14 protein-coding genes and 2 pseudogenes are annotated in these 18,450 nt (G+C 55.9%); 9 read left to right on the plus strand and 7 right to left on the minus strand.

Features of this window, described 5'->3' with window-relative positions; genetic code table 11:
* Positions 1-266: 266 nt before the first annotated feature.
* The 3 genes from KY496_RS14530 to KY496_RS14540 form a co-directional block, all read right to left on the minus strand.
* Positions 267-2,300, minus strand: coding sequence for an acyltransferase family protein (locus KY496_RS14530; protein WP_219861245.1), 2,034 nt, complete (start codon positions 2,298-2,300; stop codon positions 267-269).
* A gap of 164 nt (positions 2,301-2,464) precedes the next feature.
* Positions 2,465-2,923: a hypothetical protein gene (locus tag KY496_RS14535; protein WP_157225449.1), complete on the minus strand. Its 459-nt coding sequence runs from the start codon at positions 2,921-2,923 to the stop codon at positions 2,465-2,467.
* 12 nt (positions 2,924-2,935) lie between these two features.
* Positions 2,936-3,472: a lysozyme gene (locus KY496_RS14540; RefSeq protein ID WP_081589861.1), complete on the minus strand. Its 537-nt coding sequence runs from the start codon at positions 3,470-3,472 to the stop codon at positions 2,936-2,938.
* A 125-nt stretch (positions 3,473-3,597) separates the two neighbouring features.
* Here KY496_RS14540 and KY496_RS14545 point away from each other — a divergent pair, with 125 nt between their 5' ends.
* From KY496_RS14545 to KY496_RS14560, 4 genes are all read left to right on the plus strand, one after another.
* On the plus strand, positions 3,598-4,089 hold the full coding sequence (locus KY496_RS14545) for a type VI secretion system tube protein Hcp (protein WP_005665418.1): 492 nt from the start codon (positions 3,598-3,600) through the stop codon (positions 4,087-4,089).
* 472 nt (positions 4,090-4,561) lie between these two features.
* Positions 4,562-5,884, plus strand: a complete 1,323-nt coding sequence (locus KY496_RS14550; protein WP_219861247.1) for an integrase family protein — start codon at positions 4,562-4,564, stop codon at positions 5,882-5,884.
* A gap of 176 nt (positions 5,885-6,060) precedes the next feature.
* Positions 6,061-6,288 carry a hypothetical protein gene (locus tag KY496_RS14555; RefSeq protein ID WP_219861249.1) on the plus strand — a complete coding sequence of 76 codons (228 nt, stop codon included), beginning with the start codon at positions 6,061-6,063 and terminating at the stop codon, positions 6,286-6,288.
* Complete coding sequence (locus KY496_RS14560; protein WP_219861251.1) at positions 6,285-7,076, plus strand: plasmid recombination protein; 792 nt, start codon at positions 6,285-6,287, stop codon at positions 7,074-7,076. The genes KY496_RS14555 and KY496_RS14560 overlap by 4 nt, the downstream gene beginning before the upstream one ends.
* Before the next feature lie 63 nt (positions 7,077-7,139).
* On the opposite strand, the gene KY496_RS14565 is transcribed toward KY496_RS14560, so the two are convergent.
* On the minus strand, positions 7,140-7,736 hold the full coding sequence (locus KY496_RS14565) for an MbcA/ParS/Xre antitoxin family protein (protein WP_219861253.1): 597 nt from the start codon (positions 7,734-7,736) through the stop codon (positions 7,140-7,142).
* A gap of 83 nt (positions 7,737-7,819) precedes the next feature.
* Here KY496_RS14565 and KY496_RS14570 point away from each other — a divergent pair, with 83 nt between their 5' ends.
* Positions 7,820-8,017 (plus strand): helix-turn-helix domain-containing protein, encoded by a 198-nt coding sequence (locus KY496_RS14570; RefSeq protein ID WP_229520541.1) that lies wholly within the window; start codon positions 7,820-7,822, stop codon positions 8,015-8,017.
* Positions 8,018-8,377: 360 nt separating this feature from the next.
* On the opposite strand, the pseudogene KY496_RS14575 reads toward KY496_RS14570, so the two are convergent.
* The 3 genes and pseudogenes from KY496_RS14575 to KY496_RS27450 form a co-directional block, all read right to left on the minus strand.
* A pseudogene (locus KY496_RS14575) lies at positions 8,378-11,164 on the minus strand (TrlF family AAA-like ATPase); the annotation flags it as partial.
* A gap of 46 nt (positions 11,165-11,210) precedes the next feature.
* Positions 11,211-12,655, minus strand: a protein-coding gene (locus KY496_RS14580; RefSeq protein ID WP_152570955.1) for an IS3 family transposase whose coding sequence is annotated in 2 segments (ribosomal slippage) — positions 11,211-12,260 and positions 12,263-12,655 — 1,443 coding nt in all. Because the reading frame shifts where the segments join, the coding sequence is not laid out codon by codon here.
* 93 nt (positions 12,656-12,748) lie between these two features.
* Positions 12,749-12,952: pseudogene (locus tag KY496_RS27450) on the minus strand (hypothetical protein); the annotation flags it as partial.
* Positions 12,953-13,190: 238 nt separating this feature from the next.
* On the opposite strand from KY496_RS27450, the gene KY496_RS14590 reads away from it, so the two are divergent.
* The 4 genes from KY496_RS14590 (at position 13,191) to KY496_RS14605 (ending at position 18,444) form a co-directional block, all read left to right on the plus strand.
* Positions 13,191-13,838 (plus strand): recombinase family protein, encoded by a 648-nt coding sequence (locus KY496_RS14590; RefSeq protein ID WP_229520283.1) that lies wholly within the window; start codon positions 13,191-13,193, stop codon positions 13,836-13,838.
* 115 nt (positions 13,839-13,953) lie between these two features.
* On the plus strand, positions 13,954-14,658 hold the full coding sequence (locus KY496_RS14595) for a hypothetical protein (protein ID WP_219861259.1): 705 nt from the start codon (positions 13,954-13,956) through the stop codon (positions 14,656-14,658).
* 658 nt (positions 14,659-15,316) lie between these two features.
* Positions 15,317-15,520 carry a helix-turn-helix domain-containing protein gene (locus tag KY496_RS14600; RefSeq protein WP_219861261.1) on the plus strand — a complete coding sequence of 68 codons (204 nt, stop codon included), beginning with the start codon at positions 15,317-15,319 and terminating at the stop codon, positions 15,518-15,520.
* Positions 15,517-18,444, plus strand: coding sequence for an SNF2-related protein (locus KY496_RS14605; RefSeq protein WP_219861263.1), 2,928 nt, complete (start codon positions 15,517-15,519; stop codon positions 18,442-18,444). The genes KY496_RS14600 and KY496_RS14605 overlap by 4 nt, the downstream gene beginning before the upstream one ends.
* Positions 18,445-18,450 lie beyond the last annotated feature (6 nt).

An 18,450-nucleotide genomic window follows, 5' to 3' on the forward strand; every position in this document is an offset into this window, starting at 1 on the left:
CGTCTCGCGCCTTCACAGTCTCGACGCGATTTTGGGAAAATGACGTGTACGGAGCCGTGTCAAAAGCTGCTTCTCATCGCATCTTCACAGTCTCGACGCGATTTTGGGAAAATGACGTGTACGGAGCCGTGTCAAAAGCTGCTTCTCATCGCATTCACGCACTTGCCCGCGCCGCGCGGATGCTGGCGGTGATCGGCGCAGCGCTCAGGCTGCGTTCCGGCACGGATGTCGATGCCGCCGTCCACGCGCAGATCGGTCCTTCTCAGCTAGGGAGCCGTCGACACGCGAAGGTCGGTTTGCCCGGCAAGGCGCGGGCTAATCGTTTGCGTCAGATATTGCGCGGCGGAGCGGCTGTATGAAGGCCGCATATGCATGGTGTCGGTGTACGCCGGCGCGCCGTCCGCGCCGAGGACAGGGCACATATTGTCCTTGCACAGGGATGTACTGGGGTCGATCAGCTCCGCGCCGACGGATCGTGCGATCTCGATGATGTGGTTTCGCGATGCCGCATTATCTGCAATGAATCGATCGAGCTTGAGCGGTTCAATGCGCGGCAGTGGCTTGATGCTGTCGAACCGCGACCCGGTGATCATGTTCCGAGGGTCGAACGATGGCCCCATTGGCGGCTGCTGCAACAGGAATACCTGTTTGCCCAGTGCCTTCAGTTCCTGCAGGCTGCGCGCGAGCGTGCGGTAAGCTTCTTCTTTCGCAAGCTGGTCGGGAAACTCCAACAGCTTGACGCCATCATCGAACGCCAGGCTCCCGCCATGAGGGTCCTGGAAATAGCCGGACCAGGCGGCGCCCACGACGACCGCTTCGACTTCCGGACGCTTGGCAAACGCGTAGCCGTCTTCCACTGTCGCCAGACAGCGGATGTATTTGTATCTCGGCAAAGGGATGACATGAGGAATCGGCAGGCAACTTCCGTGTGTGGCGAAAACAGCCGAACGAAACCGTCCAGGCTGGTCCGAAATGGCATGTTCAATGAATGGACCATAATGCTCCACGACTGAATCGCCGAGAAAAACGGTCACGCCAGGCGCGCGGCCATCCACCTTCTGGAACAAGGAATTCCCATAGCGAAGGGGACTGAGTCTAGCGCCCGGGAAATCGCTGTCATTGAGCGCATTGAGGTAGATTTCCGCGCCTGGCGCGTGAAGACGTTCCCGAATGAAGCCCGCATGGATGAGCACCCCTGCAAGCACCATCACGGCCATGCCGGTGGCAAGCGTGCGCACTGTCCGGCCGTGCACGCTTGCTCTACGTATTGGCAATTCAAGGAAGCGGTAGGTGAGGATGGCAAGCACGAAAGCCGCAGCAACCAAACCGGCGCGAACGAGAAAACCGGGCTTTTCGCCATTGACGATCAAGCCATACGACAGCAAGGGCCAGTGCCAGAGGTAGAGGGGATAACTGATCAGGCCTGTTGCGACGACCAGACGCGTGCTCAACAGCTTACGGTTGATGACTGTGCGAGGACCAGCCATGATCAGCAGGAATGCTCCACCAACCGGGAGCAGCGCCCACCAGCCCGGGAAAGCGTCTTGCGTGCCGATGAAGGCAAAGCCCGCGACCAGCAACAGCGCACCGGCGATCGAGGCCAACTGCGCCCAGCGGCCGGACCAGTCGCGGAAACGCAGATGCAGATAGGCTCCTATGCCACCTGTCATCAATTCCCAGAAGCGTGTCGCCGGAGAGTAAAAAGCGGCCGTTGCGTCGCTCGACGTGAGCGCCAGGTTGGCCATGAAGGAGCCGGCAAACACGGTGCACAGCAGGACCAGGACTCCGGTCCTGTACTTGACCATCAACCAGAGCATCAAGGGCCACAGCAGATAGAACTGCTCCTCGATGCCGAGCGACCACAGATGCAGCAAGGGCTTGGTCAATCCTGCGTTGTCGAAGTAGCCGGCCTCGCTCCAGAGCAATAAATTGGAGACGAACAACCCACCCGCGCTGACATGTCGTGCGACCTGCTTGAACTCATCGGGTAACAGGACGATCCAGCCGAAGCCGATGGTGGCGACAAGGACGAGCAGCAGTGCCGGAAAAATACGCCTGACACGGCGCGCGTAGAATTCGAGGATGCTGAAGCGATCCTGTTCCAGTGCAGACAGGATGATCGAGGTAATGAGGTAGCCGGAGATGACGAAAAAGATGTCTACCCCGATGAAACCGCCGGGCAGATAGTTTGGCCAGCCGTGATACAGCACTACTGCAATGACTGCTACCGCGCGCAAGCCGTCGATATCGGGACGGTAGTCGGTGAGTTTCTGATGACGGGATGCCGCTGCAGTGTTCACGCCCCCTCCGCTCGTTCAAGTTGACAGGCAAGCAAGCCATGTTGATGCTTACACATCTGAACGTGAGCGGGAATCGATTTGAACGGGCTTTAATGACAATCAAAGTGCTCGCTACTGTGGCAATTTCTCAGAGCACATTAATTGGACTCAACACAGCCCGCTGCTTACTTGTTTACTCGGACGGCATCAAAGAACCAGCCCTTCCAAAATATAACCAGCCTGTTCCGATTCAAGATAAAAACCGTAGTGCAACTTATTTCAACAGCCGTGACCGGATTGGGTAGCTTGAGTCCTTCGACGTTCGAATTCCATCCTTTACGCAAATACAAGGTCGGCTCAACTTTCTGCGCTTCAAATTCCGTATCTCCGCAATCTTGGTCACCGAACGCGACTTTATCTTTCCTTATCGTAAAAATATGACCGACTAGTTGCGCTGCTTCGCGTTCATCAAGTGATGTGATGTCAGCGCTATCAATCGGCTTGGTAAATCGCCATTGCCCCGTTACGATACGTTCTATCGAATCTGATGCGTTGACTGAAGGCGACGCCACAAGAGTGAGCGCCAAGAAAAATTGCAGGAAAATGGCGCCGCGTATCAAGGCTATAAGTCCAGGGACTGACATTTGTAATTCTCCTCATTTGCTAGTGGCAGCAGCTTTTTCAGCTCGGAATGGTGCGCTCTCTTCGGCACGCCTCTTGATTAACCCAGGAGCTATCACCAGCTTCTTTTTTCCTTTCTCGACTACAGTAACCTTGATCATTAACGACATATTGTTGGCAGCACCGGCAAAATCTCCTCGATTCACAAATCTAAAAGTTTCTCTGGATCCGTTCGCGCCCGCGTTATAAGCCAGACTGCAAAGCGCATCGAACTGAGCTTGATTAAGTGCAACAGTGATATTGCGGTGAATGATTGCCTCCGTCTCCGCAATCTTTCGCTCAAATTCTTGGTCAACCATCTTGACTGATACCTTCTTGCCCAACTCTTCTTTTGTGCAAACACCTCTGTGAGCGAGGATACCTACGCCCCAAGTGCAATGCCCCTTGTTTTTCCCCATATCGTTGTAATACCGATATATGGCCTTTTCGGTCGCCCGAAGACGGGCGCGTCCATCCGGCGACATTTTCATTGTGGCATTGGGTCGTGGAGACTTGGGATTGTTGCTACTCATATCTAGCTCCATAATCGAAAGAAATGCTCAACTTATCATTATGGAAATCAGAGTCATTGATGTCTCACAAGCAGGCTCTGCATTAGTTAAGGCAGCATAGTCAGCTCAACAATACTGGAGGAATCATGGCAATTGACGTCTATTTGCAAATCGATGGGATCAAAGGCGAGTCGCAGGACGACAAGCATAGAGACTGGATTGAATGTACATCGGTGAATTGGGGACTCATTCAACCCCGTAGCGCAACCGCATCGACCGGCGGGGGCCATACGGCAGAAAGAGTCGAGCTCGAAGAGGTTACGTTCAGCAAAATGGCGGACTTGTCATCGCCAATTCTTATGCAGACCTGCGCGATGGGCAAGACCATTCCAAAAGCAAAGTTCGAATTCATGCGCGCCGACGGCAACGGAAACCCAATCAAGTATTTCGAAATAGACCTGGAAAATATCCTGATCGGCGCAATTTCACCCGGCATCGAGGCAGGCGCGATTTTACAAGAGCATGTGAGCCTGAAATTCTCCAAAGTGAAATGGAAATACACGCAACAGAAAATCGGCGGTGGCGGTGGCGGCTCGACGGTTGGTGGATGGGATTTAGCCGCCAATAAGGTTGCGTGAGCGAATAAATTCAGGAATCCCCGAAACACCGGGGATTTGTCGTTTTTGCAATTGGTCGTGCCAGAAAAGCAGTATGAGTGACAAAGCGCGGCTGGATATCTTGCGGCCCCGTCAAAGAGCGCCAAGGCAAGCCGGGCCCTGCGCTGGCATGCGCTCCAGCCCTTACCGGCAACGATTCTCGCGTGTGCCAAGAGTTGCACAGCGCAAAGTAAAAAGGGTTACGCAATTGCGTAACCCTTCAACTTTGTTGGTAGGCCTCCCGTGAGTCGAACACGGCACCAACGGATTATGAGTCCGCTCCATATCGTATTTCCTTACGTTGATATATGTTGAATATTCATCGCAACACTCTGAATTAACTCACTATTTTCAGATATTTAGTCACCGTAGCGTTGACTTGAGTTGAACGATTGCCATAAGATTTGCCTACACAGCGCCTACATGGCGTCATCCAAAGCAACACAAGGCATGCATGGCAAAAGAGAACTTCACCGCGGAACGTATCAAATCCTACACCTGCAAGGAAAACAGTCCTCAGACCATCTACTGGGATGCGAAAGTCGCCGGCCTAGGCTTTCGCGTTACGAAATCGAACAGCCGAGCTTACATTTTTGAGCGCCGGCTACATGGAAAAACTGTACGTTTGACGATTGGTGATCCTGGTACATGGACGATCGACAAAGCTCGAGCAGAGGCAAGCCAACTTGGGACGTTGATCGATCAAGGCATTGACCCTCGTGAAGTGAAAGCTGCGGTGCGGGCAGCACATCAGGCTAGAACAGCGGCGGAGGCTGCGAAAGCAATGACTGTGGGTCAGGCGTGGAACGCCTACCTTGACGATCGTCGCCCCTACTGGGGCGCGCGACACTACGAGGACCATATTAAGAAAGCTCAGCCTGGAGGCATTCCTTCTGTACGCGGCACACGCGGAAAGGGAGTGACCATTGCAGGCCCCCTGTACTCCCTGATGGCAATGAGGCTTTGTGATCTTCAGCCTGCGGTGGTTGAAGCATGGGCAGAAAGCGAGGGCGCCGCTCGTCCGACTTCGGCTCGCTTAGCGTGGCGCTTGTTGAAGAGCTTCCTTGCGTGGTGCGCTGAGCAGCCGGAATTCGCCTCAGTCGTCATCAGTAAGGCAGCCAGTACCAAGAAGGCCCGAACCTCGTTAGGAAAAGCGCGGGCTCAAGAAGATGTTCTTCAACGCGAGCAACTGGCAGGCTGGTTCTCGGAGGTACGGAAGTTGCCCAATCGTGCCGTAGCGGCCTATCTGCAAACAGTTCTTCTTACAGGCGCTAGACCTGGAGAGATCCTAGATATGCGCTGGACCGATATCGATTTTAGGTGGCGGAAGATGACGATCCGAGACAAGGTTGAGGGAATGCGCACGGTCCCATTGACACCGTATGTAGCGGCCATCCTCGACAGTCTTCCTCGTCGTGCCGAGTATGTGTTTGCTGGCGCGGAAAGCAAGACTGGTCAGCCAGTGAAGCCCATGAGTAAGCCTCATAAAATCCATGAAGGAGCCTACAAAGCTGCTGGTGTGGACAAGCTTACCTTGAATGGCCTTCGCCGCTCGTTCAGAACCCTAACGGAATGGATCGAGATCCCTGTCGGGGTTGTGTATCAAATCATGGGGCACAAGCCTAGCGCGACCGCTGAGAAGCACTACACTGTTCGACCGATTGACCTTTTGCGCCAACACCACGAAAGCATCGAACAGTGGTTTCTCACCTATGGGAACGTCAACCCTCAAGCTGCGACACTTTCGAGGCACGTTGAAACGGTTGCAGCAGACTAGATGCCTTCATGATCCTGAGCTCAGCTATTTCAGGCCGAGATGTTTGTTGCGGTTTAACAACAAAGCGGGAATAACGACTAAATTCCAAGTTTTTCCAAAGTCAGCCATAAAGTACCGAGCGCCAGCCGGTTCACCGGGAAGTCTCCCGGTGCCGTGCAAAGTTTAGGAGTTGGCGAATGTACAATGCTGTCCCTCTTCCACCGGTTCTTGCTGAAATTGCGACCACTAGTGACCACCTGGTAACTGATGAGCTTGCTCACGTTCTTCGCCGCGCGAGCCAGACCCTTCGCAAGGCTTACAGCACGACAGGACACTATCTCGGCATTAGGCCGAAAAAGATCGGCAACCGCCTGCTTTGGCCGATTGATGACGTAGCGACGTTGCTGCGTGGAGGCGTGAAATGAGCTTCCCAGTAGCTATCAAGCGCCTGACTGGACAAGGAATTATTACTAAGGCAGCTAAGCACAACCTACGTGAGATCGCTGTAGAGATCGGTGCAGACGAACGAATCGATCAAGCGTCCATTGCCGATAACATCATTCTGCGAGGTCCAGCTAACGCTGAGGGAGTTGCCGCGCTTCGAGGAAGCCTTCTCGATGGTGCCCAGCTTAAGAGAAAGCTTCGGGTTGACACCGTGCACGGGCTTGAAGTTCTGTTCACATGGCCGTTTCCTGCCGTAGAGTGTCCGCCACAGTACTTTGAAGACTGCACGCGCTGGGCTGAAGTCCATTTCCGAGTGCCAGTCTTGAGCTCAGTTGTGCATCATGACGAAGGCCAACCGCACTGCCATGTCTTGCTGCTCCCGCTCGTCGATGGGCGTATGAACGGATCACAATTGTTCGGAAACGCCAAGAGATTAGGCATGCATCTAGACTCGTTTCACCGGGCTGTAGGCGCACGTTACGGCATTAGTCGCCCACTTTCCAAGCCGCGATTAAGCGCAGCTATGCGCAATTTCATCGTTGCCGAGGTAGCATCTACATTGAACGCTATCAGTGGTTTGACCGAAGAGACGGTTCGGATTCTCCTCGAACCTCATCGGAAGAGCCCACACGCTCTACAGGAGCACTTCAGCATCCCCCTGCCGGCAAAAGCCGTCACCAAAATTCGTAGTTCCGTGGAAATTCTTACGGCGAAAGTGAAGCCCGAACGCCAGATGTTCTCTCACCGGACCGTACGAACTGCTCAGTAGGCTCACCGTTGAATAGTTCAGAAACCTATCCTTGTGTAGGTTTCTGAACTGATGCGGCAGCATTTAGGTAGTTGCAGGCGGATAGAGACTCAGAAGGAAGCGCTCGACTTCGTCACAGCCGCCGACTGACTCCATAAAGTCGATGGGCCTGTTTCCCATCAGCTGGTGTCTGAACGGTGTTGCGAACCATCGTTGTGCTGCTCCTCGGGATCCCAGTAATTTGTCGGCGAGTGCACGCACTTCCAACCGGCGCTCTAAAAGCTCCCTTGAGAAGCGGGATTCGCGGCCCATCGATGGTGGCAGAGATCCGTTATATCCAGGTGGAGCTAGTGGAGTTAAGGTGGCTGGAAGAGCTCGCCTTAGGATGCTGGTGATATCTGTTGGCTCTCCAATAACATCCTTGCTGTACAGATGGGATTTTAGGTCTGATTGTGCATGCGACTGCTCATCCAGAGGCTCATGGCTGATGATAGCTCCTTCACACTTCCAGTTGGCGTAGAAATCAGTGACGGCACGCATAGCAATGTCATCAGCGGTTTCCTGGGGCTTTCCCTCGTCGTTGTCGAAGTCGTCGGCATCCGTAGTCATGAGCATCGTACTTTCAAAAAATGGCAGATGCTTGATATTGTGACTCAAAAGCGGCTGACTTAAAAGCGTCACCTTGCAAGACTGCTGGCATGCCTTCCTCGTCGAAACATGCCCATCTAGTACGTCGCACTGCACGAGCTGTGCTGGCGGAGAACATGGTTCGGCTGCGCCGCAAACAAGCATGGTCGCAGGAACAACTCGGGTTCGAGGCAGGCCTTCATCGAACGTTCATCGCTCATGTTGAGCGCCAGTCTCGAAACCTATCGCTGGACAGCCTAGAGCGAATCGCTGTTGCACTGCAGGTGGAGCCGTATGAACTTCTGACTCCAGAGACTGAAAAAGAGACTCAGTAGGCCTCGGCCTCGTCGAGAATTGCAGTTCGGCTGGTTCGGCTGGCAACTATCAATGGTAGAGTTCGTTCTTTTGGCGCACTTAACGATGGATCCGCAAATTCCTCCGCACTACCGTCGTCCGCACTGGGAGCGACCGTTGCATTTTCATTGCATGCGTAGCAGCCCTGTCGATCCTCGGTGGGGCCTAAGTCGATGGCAACGCTTTAAATATGCGCTCAAAATACTGACAGGACGCGAATCTTTCGAGGAACGCATGGCGCGCAAGTACTACGACTAATTGGCTTTCAGGGCAGCTTGATGCGGCCCATTTGGCAAAAAACGCAAATGGACCCCACTGGACAGCTGAAATAGCAACCAAGGCTAAACGGAGACACGCAATCGCTTGGCTCGCTCCTTGAACGCATGTTTACCGCCCTCTAAGATTGCACAGACGGCTTCTCGGATCTCCGGCTCTTCCAGCCCCCCAGCCTGGTAACTCATCTGAGGCAACTGTCCCGGCTCATGGCTTCCACAACGAGCGACGATCACTTGGTCAGCGTCAGTATTGACGACCAAATTTGCGTTGTGTGTAACGATGATCACTTGCCGACGTTTCTTAGCACGTTGGAACTCAGTCACCAATTCGTCATAGATCGATTGGGGGTCAAGATTTTCCTCCGGCTGGTCAACAATCAAGGGCCTGTCGTCCTGCGCATCTAGCGCCAGATAAACGAGCAGCAGAACGATCCCGCGTGTACCCGGAGACAACCGTTCGATTGCAACTCCGTCGAACTCAAGACCGTATCCGACCGAAATATGGTCCGTACTAAATAACCAGCTTGAGACGCGCCGCGCCCACTCCTTGGGCTCGACTTGTGCGGGCCGCTGCGCCCGAAGATCTCCAGAATGTTCGGAGACAAAGTTTAAGAGCGCCTCTCCGGCCTGTGAAGCGTCCCCCTTCTCCCAAGCTTTCAGGAGGCCGTTGCTAGCTACCGCGCGTAGACTTCCTTTACCCTTAAACGCACCTCCGGCTCGAAGGTCTAATAACGACTCCCCTGATTCACACCAAGCGGTCACATCAACTTGACGTTTCACTATGAACGCAAGCTTTGAGAGCGAGCCTGACGCGGCTGCAATTCGTTCTTTAAGCGGTTGGTAAAGGTCTTTAAGTGCCTTTTCCTCTTCTACAATTGCTTGGAAGACCCCCATGTAAGCTACGCTTCGATCCGTACGTAGCGCATCAATACGTTCGCTCGCCGTCCTACCTTTCTCAATCTCGCCATCGAGTCTGCCCAGAACAACCTTTGCCTTTGCAATCTTGTCCGCTAACTGTTTGAAACGACGCGCATTCTGCCCATCTAGGCCAACGAGTTTGCGAAGCCGGGCAAGCTCAAGCTCTAGCAGCTCAAGGGGAAGTTCGGCAAGATCTGCCCCCGGCTCTACTAACGGGAGGTTAGGGTCCTTACTGCTTTCTTCGTTTGGCTGCGCCGATTCCCCTTGAAGAGACGCGATTTCCTTTAGAGCCTGCTGAGTTCGCTCCATGAGGATGGTGTGAACGTCGCCGGCAAACTGGAAACCAAACTGATCCCAATCCCTGCGCGAAAGTCCTGCCTCAGCCCATTCTTCACTAAGATTCCTTGCCATATCCGGCAGTACATGCTGCTCATAGTTTTCCACATCTTCAGCCAGATCGCAGAGCGCTTTGTGCCTGACCTTGGCCTTGACCAACAGAACTCGCTTTGCTTCAACTGCTTGCGTTAGCTTTTCATGACGGCTCGCACGTTCTTCGCTACCTTTAGGTATCAGTGACCTCAGGTCGGTTTCGTCCTTCTCAAGCGCCTTCTGCTGATCTTCGCGGTTCTTGATTAAACCAGGCAGACCATCCTTCCGAACCTGCTCAAGGGTCATCGACTCTGAAATCTTTCCAATTAGCTCAACGTTACGAGCGCGACTCACCCGCGCGCTCCTTAAACGAACCGCGAGCATCTCGTCGAATGTTGCCGCATCGAGGCGATCTGCCTCTGAATGCGCGTCGAATACCACTCGTTCGATCTCCCTTACCAACGGATCCTCAATGCCTTCCGCCGAGCACAACTGATCAACGAATTGCTGGGAGAGGTATTGGACCTGGGGCGCATCTACAAGGTTCTCATGCTCGATATCTGAGAATTCGTTAGAAGTCTCGTCATTCGACTCCCACACGAGTGTCGCGGCGGACTTGGTTAGATGCTGCCTCGCCCGGCGGAGAAAGGATTTATCACTCAGATGATCAGAGACTGCGCAGCCACCCATAGCGATAAAGTCGGCCAGTGCGGTCTTGCCGGAGCCACGGGCGCCGATGATGGCGATGAGTCCAGGGTTGACCTGTATAGTCGAAGGCGACATCCAAGGAGCGTTGCTCAGCGTGATAGAACGTATGGTGTTGCTTGGCAGCGCTCCGCGTGGCGGCTCTTTCCCAATGAAGGCTCGCCCGGCAGGATTCATGCAAGCCTGCCGGAGCGTGTCGAAAGTTGGCGCACCTTTCAGCCAACACAGCCGATCGAGATCGGGATTTCCTATTTTTTCGTGGGCATGCGCATCTGACCCGTGTAAGCATGGCTTGACACCATTCCACTTTGCATTGAGTTCCTTCAAGGAAACAGCCCCCTCGCCAAGATAAAAAGCCACCTGCTTGGGATTGCTACTGAAGATGATCTGCGCGAAGGCTTCGATATTGAGTCGCATCGCGTCAAAGGAACCTTTTCCATCACGTAAACCGGACGTCCCGTCTTTTCCTCCCACAGCAACTGCGACAAGACAGTTGCGCTGTGCCCAGTCGTTATTCTCCAGTGTCGAGCGTAGCTCGCCAAAATCAATTTTGAACTGGTTCACGCCAGCAGTTAGCGCAGCGCGCTCGTCGCGAATGCTCGGGTCATGCGCTTTCCCCAAACGAATCAGCTCAGACCGCTCGCAGCGAAATTCGTCGTTCAAGTAACGGAATTTAAAGGAGGCCATCAGTCGCCTGATGCGATCAAGGTGGTCATCAGAATCTGGCGAAAACAGCAGGTGAGCATTGATTGCTGCGTTGCTAGCTGTTCCAGTCGATAAACGGATTTCAACGTTGGGAAACAGCAACTGGACACCACCCAGACGGCCTGTAGCCTTTGCCTTCAAGCGGAACGTGTCAATGAATTTGAAACACCTGGTGGAATCGTGAGCGTCTAATTTTTCCTGTTCAGGCTGCTTTTTTCTCCGTGGCTGGCGGATTGATCCACGCTGCGGTCGGCAACTTGGCCTGGCGTGGCACGCGGTGCTTGAAGCGGCCCGGCGTGCGTTCGTAGGCGCTCTCGAGCGTTGCCTGGCGCAGCTGTCGGATCTCGGAGGCACGGCCGGTATGGACGCTTTCCGGGGTCATCATCCCGATGCCGGAATGGCGATGCTGCTGGTTGTACCAGGTGAAGAAGGTCGCGCAGTGGGCGCGTGCGTCAGCGAGCGAGCCAAAGCGCGCCGGGAAGCCGGGCTGGTACTTCAAGGTCTTGAATTGCGCCTCGGAATACGGGTTGTCATCCGAAACGTAAGGGCGGCTGTGCGATTTGGCGATGCCCAGATCGCACAGCAGCGTAGCCACCGGCTTGGAGCGCATGCTGCTGCCGCGGTCGGCATGCAAAGTCAATGTGCCGGGCGCGATGTTTTCCTTTGCGGCGCTGTCGGCGATCAGCTGTTCGGCCAGTTCGGCGGTTTCCCGTTCAGCCACCATCCAACCGACGACGTAGCGGCTGAAGATGTCGAGAATGACGTACAGGTGGAAGCAGGTGCCCCGGACCGGCCCTTTGAGTTTGGTGATATCCCAGCTCCACACCTGGTTCGGCGCGACGGCCAGTAGCTCCGGCTTGGTGTACTCCGGATGGCGCAGCTGGTTACGGCGTTCGCGCACGGCAGCGCAGCCTTGCAGCAGGCGGTACATCGTGCGCACCGACGCCACATAGCGCCCCTCGTCGAGCAACTGGGCATGGATTGCGGCCGGCGCACAGTTGGCGAAGCGCGGGCTGTTGAGTACCTCCAGTACGACGCGCCGCTCATGTTCGGACAACGCGAGCGGTGGACGTCGGGCTGGAGCAGCCGGCTTCACAGGCGTTGATGAACAAAGCCGTTGTGCGGTCCGATGGCGATACAACGCGCTGCGCGGCAGCTGCAACGCGCGGCAGGCGGCGGCCACGCCAACTTCGCCGGCGAGGTGTTCGGCGGCGCTGATCACTTCGGTTCGCTCGGCGTATCGTTGGTGCTCAGTCCCAGCAGGGTGGAAAGTTTTTTTTGGACGTCGATGATCAGGTCGGCCTTGGCCAACTTGTCGCGCAGGCGCGCTACCTCTGCCTCCAGGTCGCGCACCTTGCGGTCCTGCGCGGCAGTTGGGTCGACCTTGGGGCCACGCTTGCGCTCGAGGACTTGGGATGCCGCAGCGGCCTGGCGTTGCTTGCGCCAGGTCGCCAGATGGGACGAATAGATGCCTTCGCGGCGAAGCAAGGCACCGATGTCGCCTGGGGCCTGACAGGCGTCGGCAGCGGCAAGAATGCGCAGCTTCTCGTCGTTGGAAAAAGTGCGCCGCTTGGCGGTCGGAACGACCTCGGGATCGGGGCGGGACGCTGGCGTGGCTGGACTGCTGGGTTCGACAGGATTGCTGATTTGATGCTTTCGGCTGTGCATGTTGGGGACCTACCGTTGTACTCTAAATTAATCGGGTAGGTGTCTCAAGTTATATTGGCACAGGGGGAAGGCCTCCTCGTACGTATCGACGAGAAAGTAATCAGTGATTCCAAGTGCTCGAATGGGTGGATCCTGCCCCTCCACCCTATCTAAGAACTCGTTCCAAGGATCAGGCCCGGAAAACTGATCATTCAGCGCAGTCCCGGGCGCATGGATGTGAGGGTCCCACCGGTTCCAAAGCGAACCGCGAGAAGCACTGGGATCGTTCACGCACATTTCTCATCTCCTCTGAAATTTAACGCGTCAAATTGTCATTCTTATACAGAGCCCACCGATCGGAATCACTCGAAAGCCTGCATCGACTCAGCATATCATCTTGACAAGCGGAAAAAATCACGCAGCATCACACTGTCCAAAAACGACCGTTTATGAACACGAACCCACACCTACCTCTTGGGGTGTTCAAAAAATAATGAATTTACTTTTGAACATGTTCATATAGAATATGATGTTAATGAACACCTATGAACTACGTGCCGAGGGGAAAATGGCGGTTTTTGGATACGGTCGGGTTAGCACAAAAGAACAGACCACGGAAAACCAACGTCGCGAGATTGAGGGCGCCGGCTATGCTGTCGAATACTGGTTTGCGGATGAGGGCGTATCTGGCAAAGTTTCGGCGACTCAGCGCCCGCAGTTTGTAGAGATGCTTGGCAAGATCCGCGACGGTGAAACTTTGGTGGTAACGAAACTCGACCGGCTGGGTCGAGATGCTCAGGACGTGGGCGCCACGATCAAGATGCTGGCTGCTCGTCGCATCGAGGTAGTTGTCTTGCAGTTAGGTAAACTCGACGTCACCAGCGCGGCAGGCAAGATGATGCTGACCATGCTGGCCGCCGTCGCCGAGATGGAGCGCGACTTGTTGGTGGAACGAACCCAGTCCGGCCTTGCGCGCGCGAAGGCGGAGGGCAAAACCTTGGGGCGACCTACCAGGACGACCCAAGAGCAGCGCACTCTGATGGCTAAACGCCATCTAGAGGGGGAGTCAATTAGCGCGCTGGCCAAGGAATATCGCATCTCCCGAGCAAGCGTAATGAGGGTGGTGAAGCCGGCAGGCGCAGTTAGCACTTTAAGAGTTAGCGGGGAGGTTAGTGCCCGCTAACGACTCTGATCGCCTAATTTTCTTTTGCTTAGCAGTAATGTCTTGCTAAGGTTGTTACTCATGCACGATACGCGTGCACAGCCATTAATCGATCGTCCTGCTTTCGGCCCCCTCAATGCAACACTACGACACCATAAGCACGTCCGCTGGCGGCCCTAACGCAGAAGTTTTGCTGCGCCGCCTGGCCCAAACCACCTCAGGACCTTATTTGCGGCCCTTTACGCCTGACGCGGCCTGGCGTTCGGCCCGCGTGTTCATTGTTGGCACTAACCCGGCAACGCCTCTACGTGACGAGTTCGGTTCGTTCGATAAATATTGGCATGCGCTGACCTGCGACCCAGCAGCCTTCAATGCGGTGTACTTGGCTAAGCGCAGCGGGAAGCCCAGCAAGACGACTGCTCGAGCCAAGTGCTTCGAGACGCCCTTAACTGGCATGGGCGTATTGCGTGCAAACGCCTGCGCACTCCCGTCCAGACGCTGGTCTGAACTGCCTGCTGGGGAACGCCGCGAACAGCTGGCGACCGGTCTTCAGATCCTGCGCGCCTTGGTTGATATCTGCCGGCCAGCGGCGATCCTGGCTCATGGAAAAGAGGGAGTTCGCGCTGTATCGACTTTATTCGCGGCGACGCTGGACCCATATGCCCCGCTGCTTCGCCAGTCGGTGCGTGCTTCGCTGGTGTCAGGTATGGAACCTGTCCAACTGTTCGCCTATCCGCACCTTTCTGGCATCGGCGTAGAGAAGGGGTTCGCTGTCAGCCGTATGAACGACGAGCTGGAAGCACTTGGCCGCCAGTTGGCATTGACGCTACAAGTCGCCTGAACACAAGCTAGTGTACGCGCATACGTCCACAGCTATGGTCTAGGCCTGTGGAGGTTTCGTGCACGAATCGCGGTTAGGGACTTCATATGCGGCCGTTCGTTCAACCAGAAGAATAGCCCGTTCAGTCACGATTATTGCTGAGCCGTCAGAGAAGTACTGTGTCTTGCACGCTGGCGAACTGTAACCCGCTGGGGGATTGTATGTGCCCCTTCTGATGACCTTGGGCTCCATTCAGTCCCACCGTTTCTTAGCAAGTGTGATGGCAAGGCGCTCCTCCTTGGATTTGGGTCGGAAGTACTCACGCACATGCCAACGAATCCTACCGAGAAAGCTGATTCCTGGCTTTGGCTCAGGAAGAACGGGGGAGTAAGAGTCCCGCACCATGGCAGCCGCCACAACGCTGTTGGAAATTCTCAAAGCTATCCGGGGTTCATCAATCGACCTCATGAGCATTGTTGCTCAGCAGTTGTACCGCTGAATCGCCACACCGGCCTCCACGAAAGCCGGGGCAGTTCAGTGAGCCCACATCATAGCGGCGTTCCACTCCGCCACAACATCCGTCCCGTGAATGCCTATTCGACATGACCAAGATTCTTGGTGGCAAGTATGAAAATTGTGTACTATCCTGTCGTCTTTTTCCTGCGTAATTGGCCTTGCGATGACCAGAAACAACAGCGAAAGCGGCATCTTAACGATCAAGGAGGTCGCTGAGTATCTGAAGGTCACAGAGCGAACGATCTACCGGCTGGCAGCGGCCAAGAAGATACCGGCCTTCAAAGTTGGCGGGACATGGCGCTTTCGGACGGCGGACATCGATGGCTGGATAGCCGACCAGTCGACGAAGTCGGAGGGCACCGATTGATCTCAGCCTACCATGCCAAGTACTACGCTCACGAACTAACCCGGCGGCACGCTGCTGATGGCGTAGATCGCCTCTCCCAGTCGTTGTTCGACGCCAGCGTTGATCTGAACCCGCATCAGATCGATGCGGCCCTGTTCGCTCTTCGGAACCCCTTGCAGGAAGGCGTACTGTTGGGTGATGAAGTAGGTTTGGGTAAAACCATCGAAGCCGCATTGGTGGTTTGCCAGTACTGGGCTGAGCGTCGTCGTCGCTTGCTGGTCATTTGCCCGGCTAGTTTGCGCAAGCAATGGGCGCAGGAGCTGCACGACAAGTTCGCCGTACCCACCACCGTGGTGGATTCGGTTTCGCTGCGCAAGCACTCCGCCGGAGATATGCTCACCACCATGCAACGGCTGGTTGGCAAGGCAGTCGTGATCATGTCTTATCAGTTTGCCGCGAAGCTGGAAGCCGAGCTGCGGGCCGTGCCCTGGGATGTGGTGGTCATCGACGAGGCGCACAAGTTGCGCAACGCGCATCGCGCCAGCAACCGCACCGGGCAGGCGCTCAGGCGCGCACTGCAAGGCCGCAAGAAGCTGCTGCTCACCGCCACGCCGCTGCAGAATTCGTTGATGGAGCTGTACGGCTTGTCCACGCTGATCGACGAGCACCTGTTCGGCGACGAAACCGCTTTCCGCAAGCAGTTCATGAACAGTGCGGCTGGCCTGGACGAACTGCGCGAGCGTCTTGCCTGCTTCGCGAAACGCACACTGCGCCGTGACGTGCTGGAGTACATCAAGTACACTGAACGCAAGGCGCTCACCCAGCCGTTCAATCCCACCGACGACGAGCAGGCGCTGTACGAGCGCATCTCAGCCTTCTTGCAGAAGGAAGACTCCTACGCTCTGCCCAAACAGCAGCGCCATCTCACGGCGCTGATCTTGCGCAAGCTACTTGCGTCCAGTTCGCACGCCGTCGCTGCCACGTTGGTCACCATCCGCGAGCGCCTGCAGGGCTTGCTCACGGCAGAGCAGACGGAAGAAGACGGCGGCCATCTTGTCGAACAGCTCATTGCCGAGGACGATCTGGAGCAGAACTATCTGGACGAGGAGGCTAGCGAGGCCGAAGAAGACTCCGAACTCCCCCTCCCTGCACCAGCCGAAGGCAGTAAACCGGGACCTGCAAAAGATGCCCATGCCGTCCGCGCTGCCATTACCACTGAAATCGCGGAGCTGACGGCGTTCATCGATGCTGCCCAGGCTCTGCAAACCGACACCAAAGCGCAGGCGCTACTGAAGGCGCTCGCCCTGGGCTTCGGCAAGATGGCCGAGCTGCGCGCGCCACGTAAGGCCATCATCTTCACGGAATCCAAGCGCACGCAGGAATACCTGCACCGCTTTCTCTCAGCCAACGGTTACGCAGACAAGCTGGTGCTGTTCAGCGGTACCAACAACCATGAAAGCTCCACCGTCATCTATCAACACTGGCTGGAAGAGTATAAAGGCACGGATCGCATCACCGGCTCCCCACAGGTGGATCGCCGCACCGCGCTGATTGACCACTTCCGCAAAGACGACGGCACCGGCGCAGAAATCATGATCGCCACCGAAGCCGCCGCCGAAGGCGTTAACCTGCAGTTTTGTGCGCTGATCATCAACTACGACCTGCCGTGGAACCCGCAGCGCGTTGAGCAGCGTATTGGCCGTTGCCACCGCTACGGCCAGCGTTTCGATGTGGTGGTGATCAACTTCCTCAACACCCGCAACCAGGCCGACCAGCGTGTGCTGGAACTGCTTACCGAAAAGTTCAAGCTGTTCTCCGGCGTGTTCGGCGCGAGCGACGAAGTTCTGGGCCGCATCGAAGGCGGTCTCGATTTCGAGAAACGCATCCTCCAGATCTACGACACTTGTCGCCAGCCGGAGCAGATCGAAGCCGCCTTCAACGCTCTGCAAGCGGAGCTGGAAGAAGTGATCGCCGACCGCATCAAAGACACACAGTCCCAACTGTTGGAGAACTTCGATGAGGACGTTCACGATCGCCTTAAGCTGCGCCTTCAGGACGCCGAAGCGCGGCTCGACAAGCTAGGGCGCTGGTTCTGGGGCGTCACCTGCTATGCATTGGATGGCCGCGCGCGCTTCGACGAGCAGTCGTATGCGTTTTCTCTGAGCACGCCGCCGACGGGAATCGCCCCCGGCCGTTATCAGCTCATTCGTGGTGCTGCGCAGCCGGATATGCTGGCACACGCCTACCGCCTCAGCCACCCGTTGGGGGAATGGAGCATTGAGGCCAGCTTGAGTGCGGACACACCTATCGCCAACCTCAAGCTGGACTACGGCAAACATGGCGCACGCGTCTCTGTCATCGAAAAGCTGCGCGGCAAGGCTGGCTGGCTGACGCTGGCCCGGGTGGAAATTACCGCCTTCGAGACTACCGAGGCGCTGTTGTTTTCCGGCCTCACCGACGAAGGTCAGGTGCTGGATCAGGAAACCTGCGAAAAGCTGATGGCCATTCCAGCGGCAGGCAAGCCCGCGCCGTTGAGCAGCACCGTGCCCCAGGCCCTGCTGGCCGACAGCCAGCAGGCGGTTGCGGCAACCATAGCCCAGGTGCTGGAAGCCAACCAGCGCCTGTTCAATGAAGAGCGCGACAAACTGGAACGCTGGGCCGACGACAAGCTTCTGGCCGCTGAAGAAGCGCTGAAGAACACCAAGGCCAGTATCGCTCAATTGAAGCGTGACGCCCGCAAGGCTGCCACCTTGCAGGAGCAGGACGGCATCCAGCGCGAACTGTCTGAACTGGGACGCAAGCAACGCCGCCTGCGGCAGGAAATTTTCGCCGTCGAGGACGAGATCATCTCCAAGCGTGACGAGCTCATTACCTCACTCCAGCAGCGTCTCCGAGAAAAAACAAGCAATGAAACCCTGTTCAGTGTGCGCTGGCAGGTAGTTTAACTAGAA

It is taken from the genome of Massilia sp. NP310 (genome assembly GCF_019443485.1).
Classification (GTDB): Bacteria; Pseudomonadota; Gammaproteobacteria; order Burkholderiales; family Burkholderiaceae_D; genus Telluria; species Telluria timonae.

What these genes read in the sequence shown, in the direction of transcription:
- KY496_RS14535 (WP_157225449.1), bottom strand. Translation starts at nt 2,923, where the DNA reads ATGTCAGTCCCTGGACTTATAGCCTTGATACGCGGCGCCATTTTCCTG.
- KY496_RS14540 (WP_081589861.1), bottom strand. Translation starts at nt 3,472, where the DNA reads ATGAGTAGCAACAATCCCAAGTCTCCACGACCCAATGCCACAATGAAA.
- KY496_RS14545 (WP_005665418.1), top strand. Translation starts at nt 3,598, where the DNA reads ATGGCAATTGACGTCTATTTGCAAATCGATGGGATCAAAGGCGAGTCG.
- KY496_RS14550 (WP_219861247.1), top strand. Translation starts at nt 4,562, where the DNA reads ATGGCAAAAGAGAACTTCACCGCGGAACGTATCAAATCCTACACCTGC.
- KY496_RS14555 (WP_219861249.1), top strand. Translation starts at nt 6,061, where the DNA reads ATGTACAATGCTGTCCCTCTTCCACCGGTTCTTGCTGAAATTGCGACC.
- KY496_RS14560 (WP_219861251.1), top strand. Translation starts at nt 6,285, where the DNA reads ATGAGCTTCCCAGTAGCTATCAAGCGCCTGACTGGACAAGGAATTATT.
- KY496_RS14570 (WP_229520541.1), top strand. Translation starts at nt 7,820, where the DNA reads ATGGTTCGGCTGCGCCGCAAACAAGCATGGTCGCAGGAACAACTCGGG.
- KY496_RS14590 (WP_229520283.1), top strand. Translation starts at nt 13,191, where the DNA reads ATGAACACCTATGAACTACGTGCCGAGGGGAAAATGGCGGTTTTTGGA.
- KY496_RS14595 (WP_219861259.1), top strand. Translation starts at nt 13,954, where the DNA reads ATGCAACACTACGACACCATAAGCACGTCCGCTGGCGGCCCTAACGCA.
- KY496_RS14600 (WP_219861261.1), top strand. Translation starts at nt 15,317, where the DNA reads ATGACCAGAAACAACAGCGAAAGCGGCATCTTAACGATCAAGGAGGTC.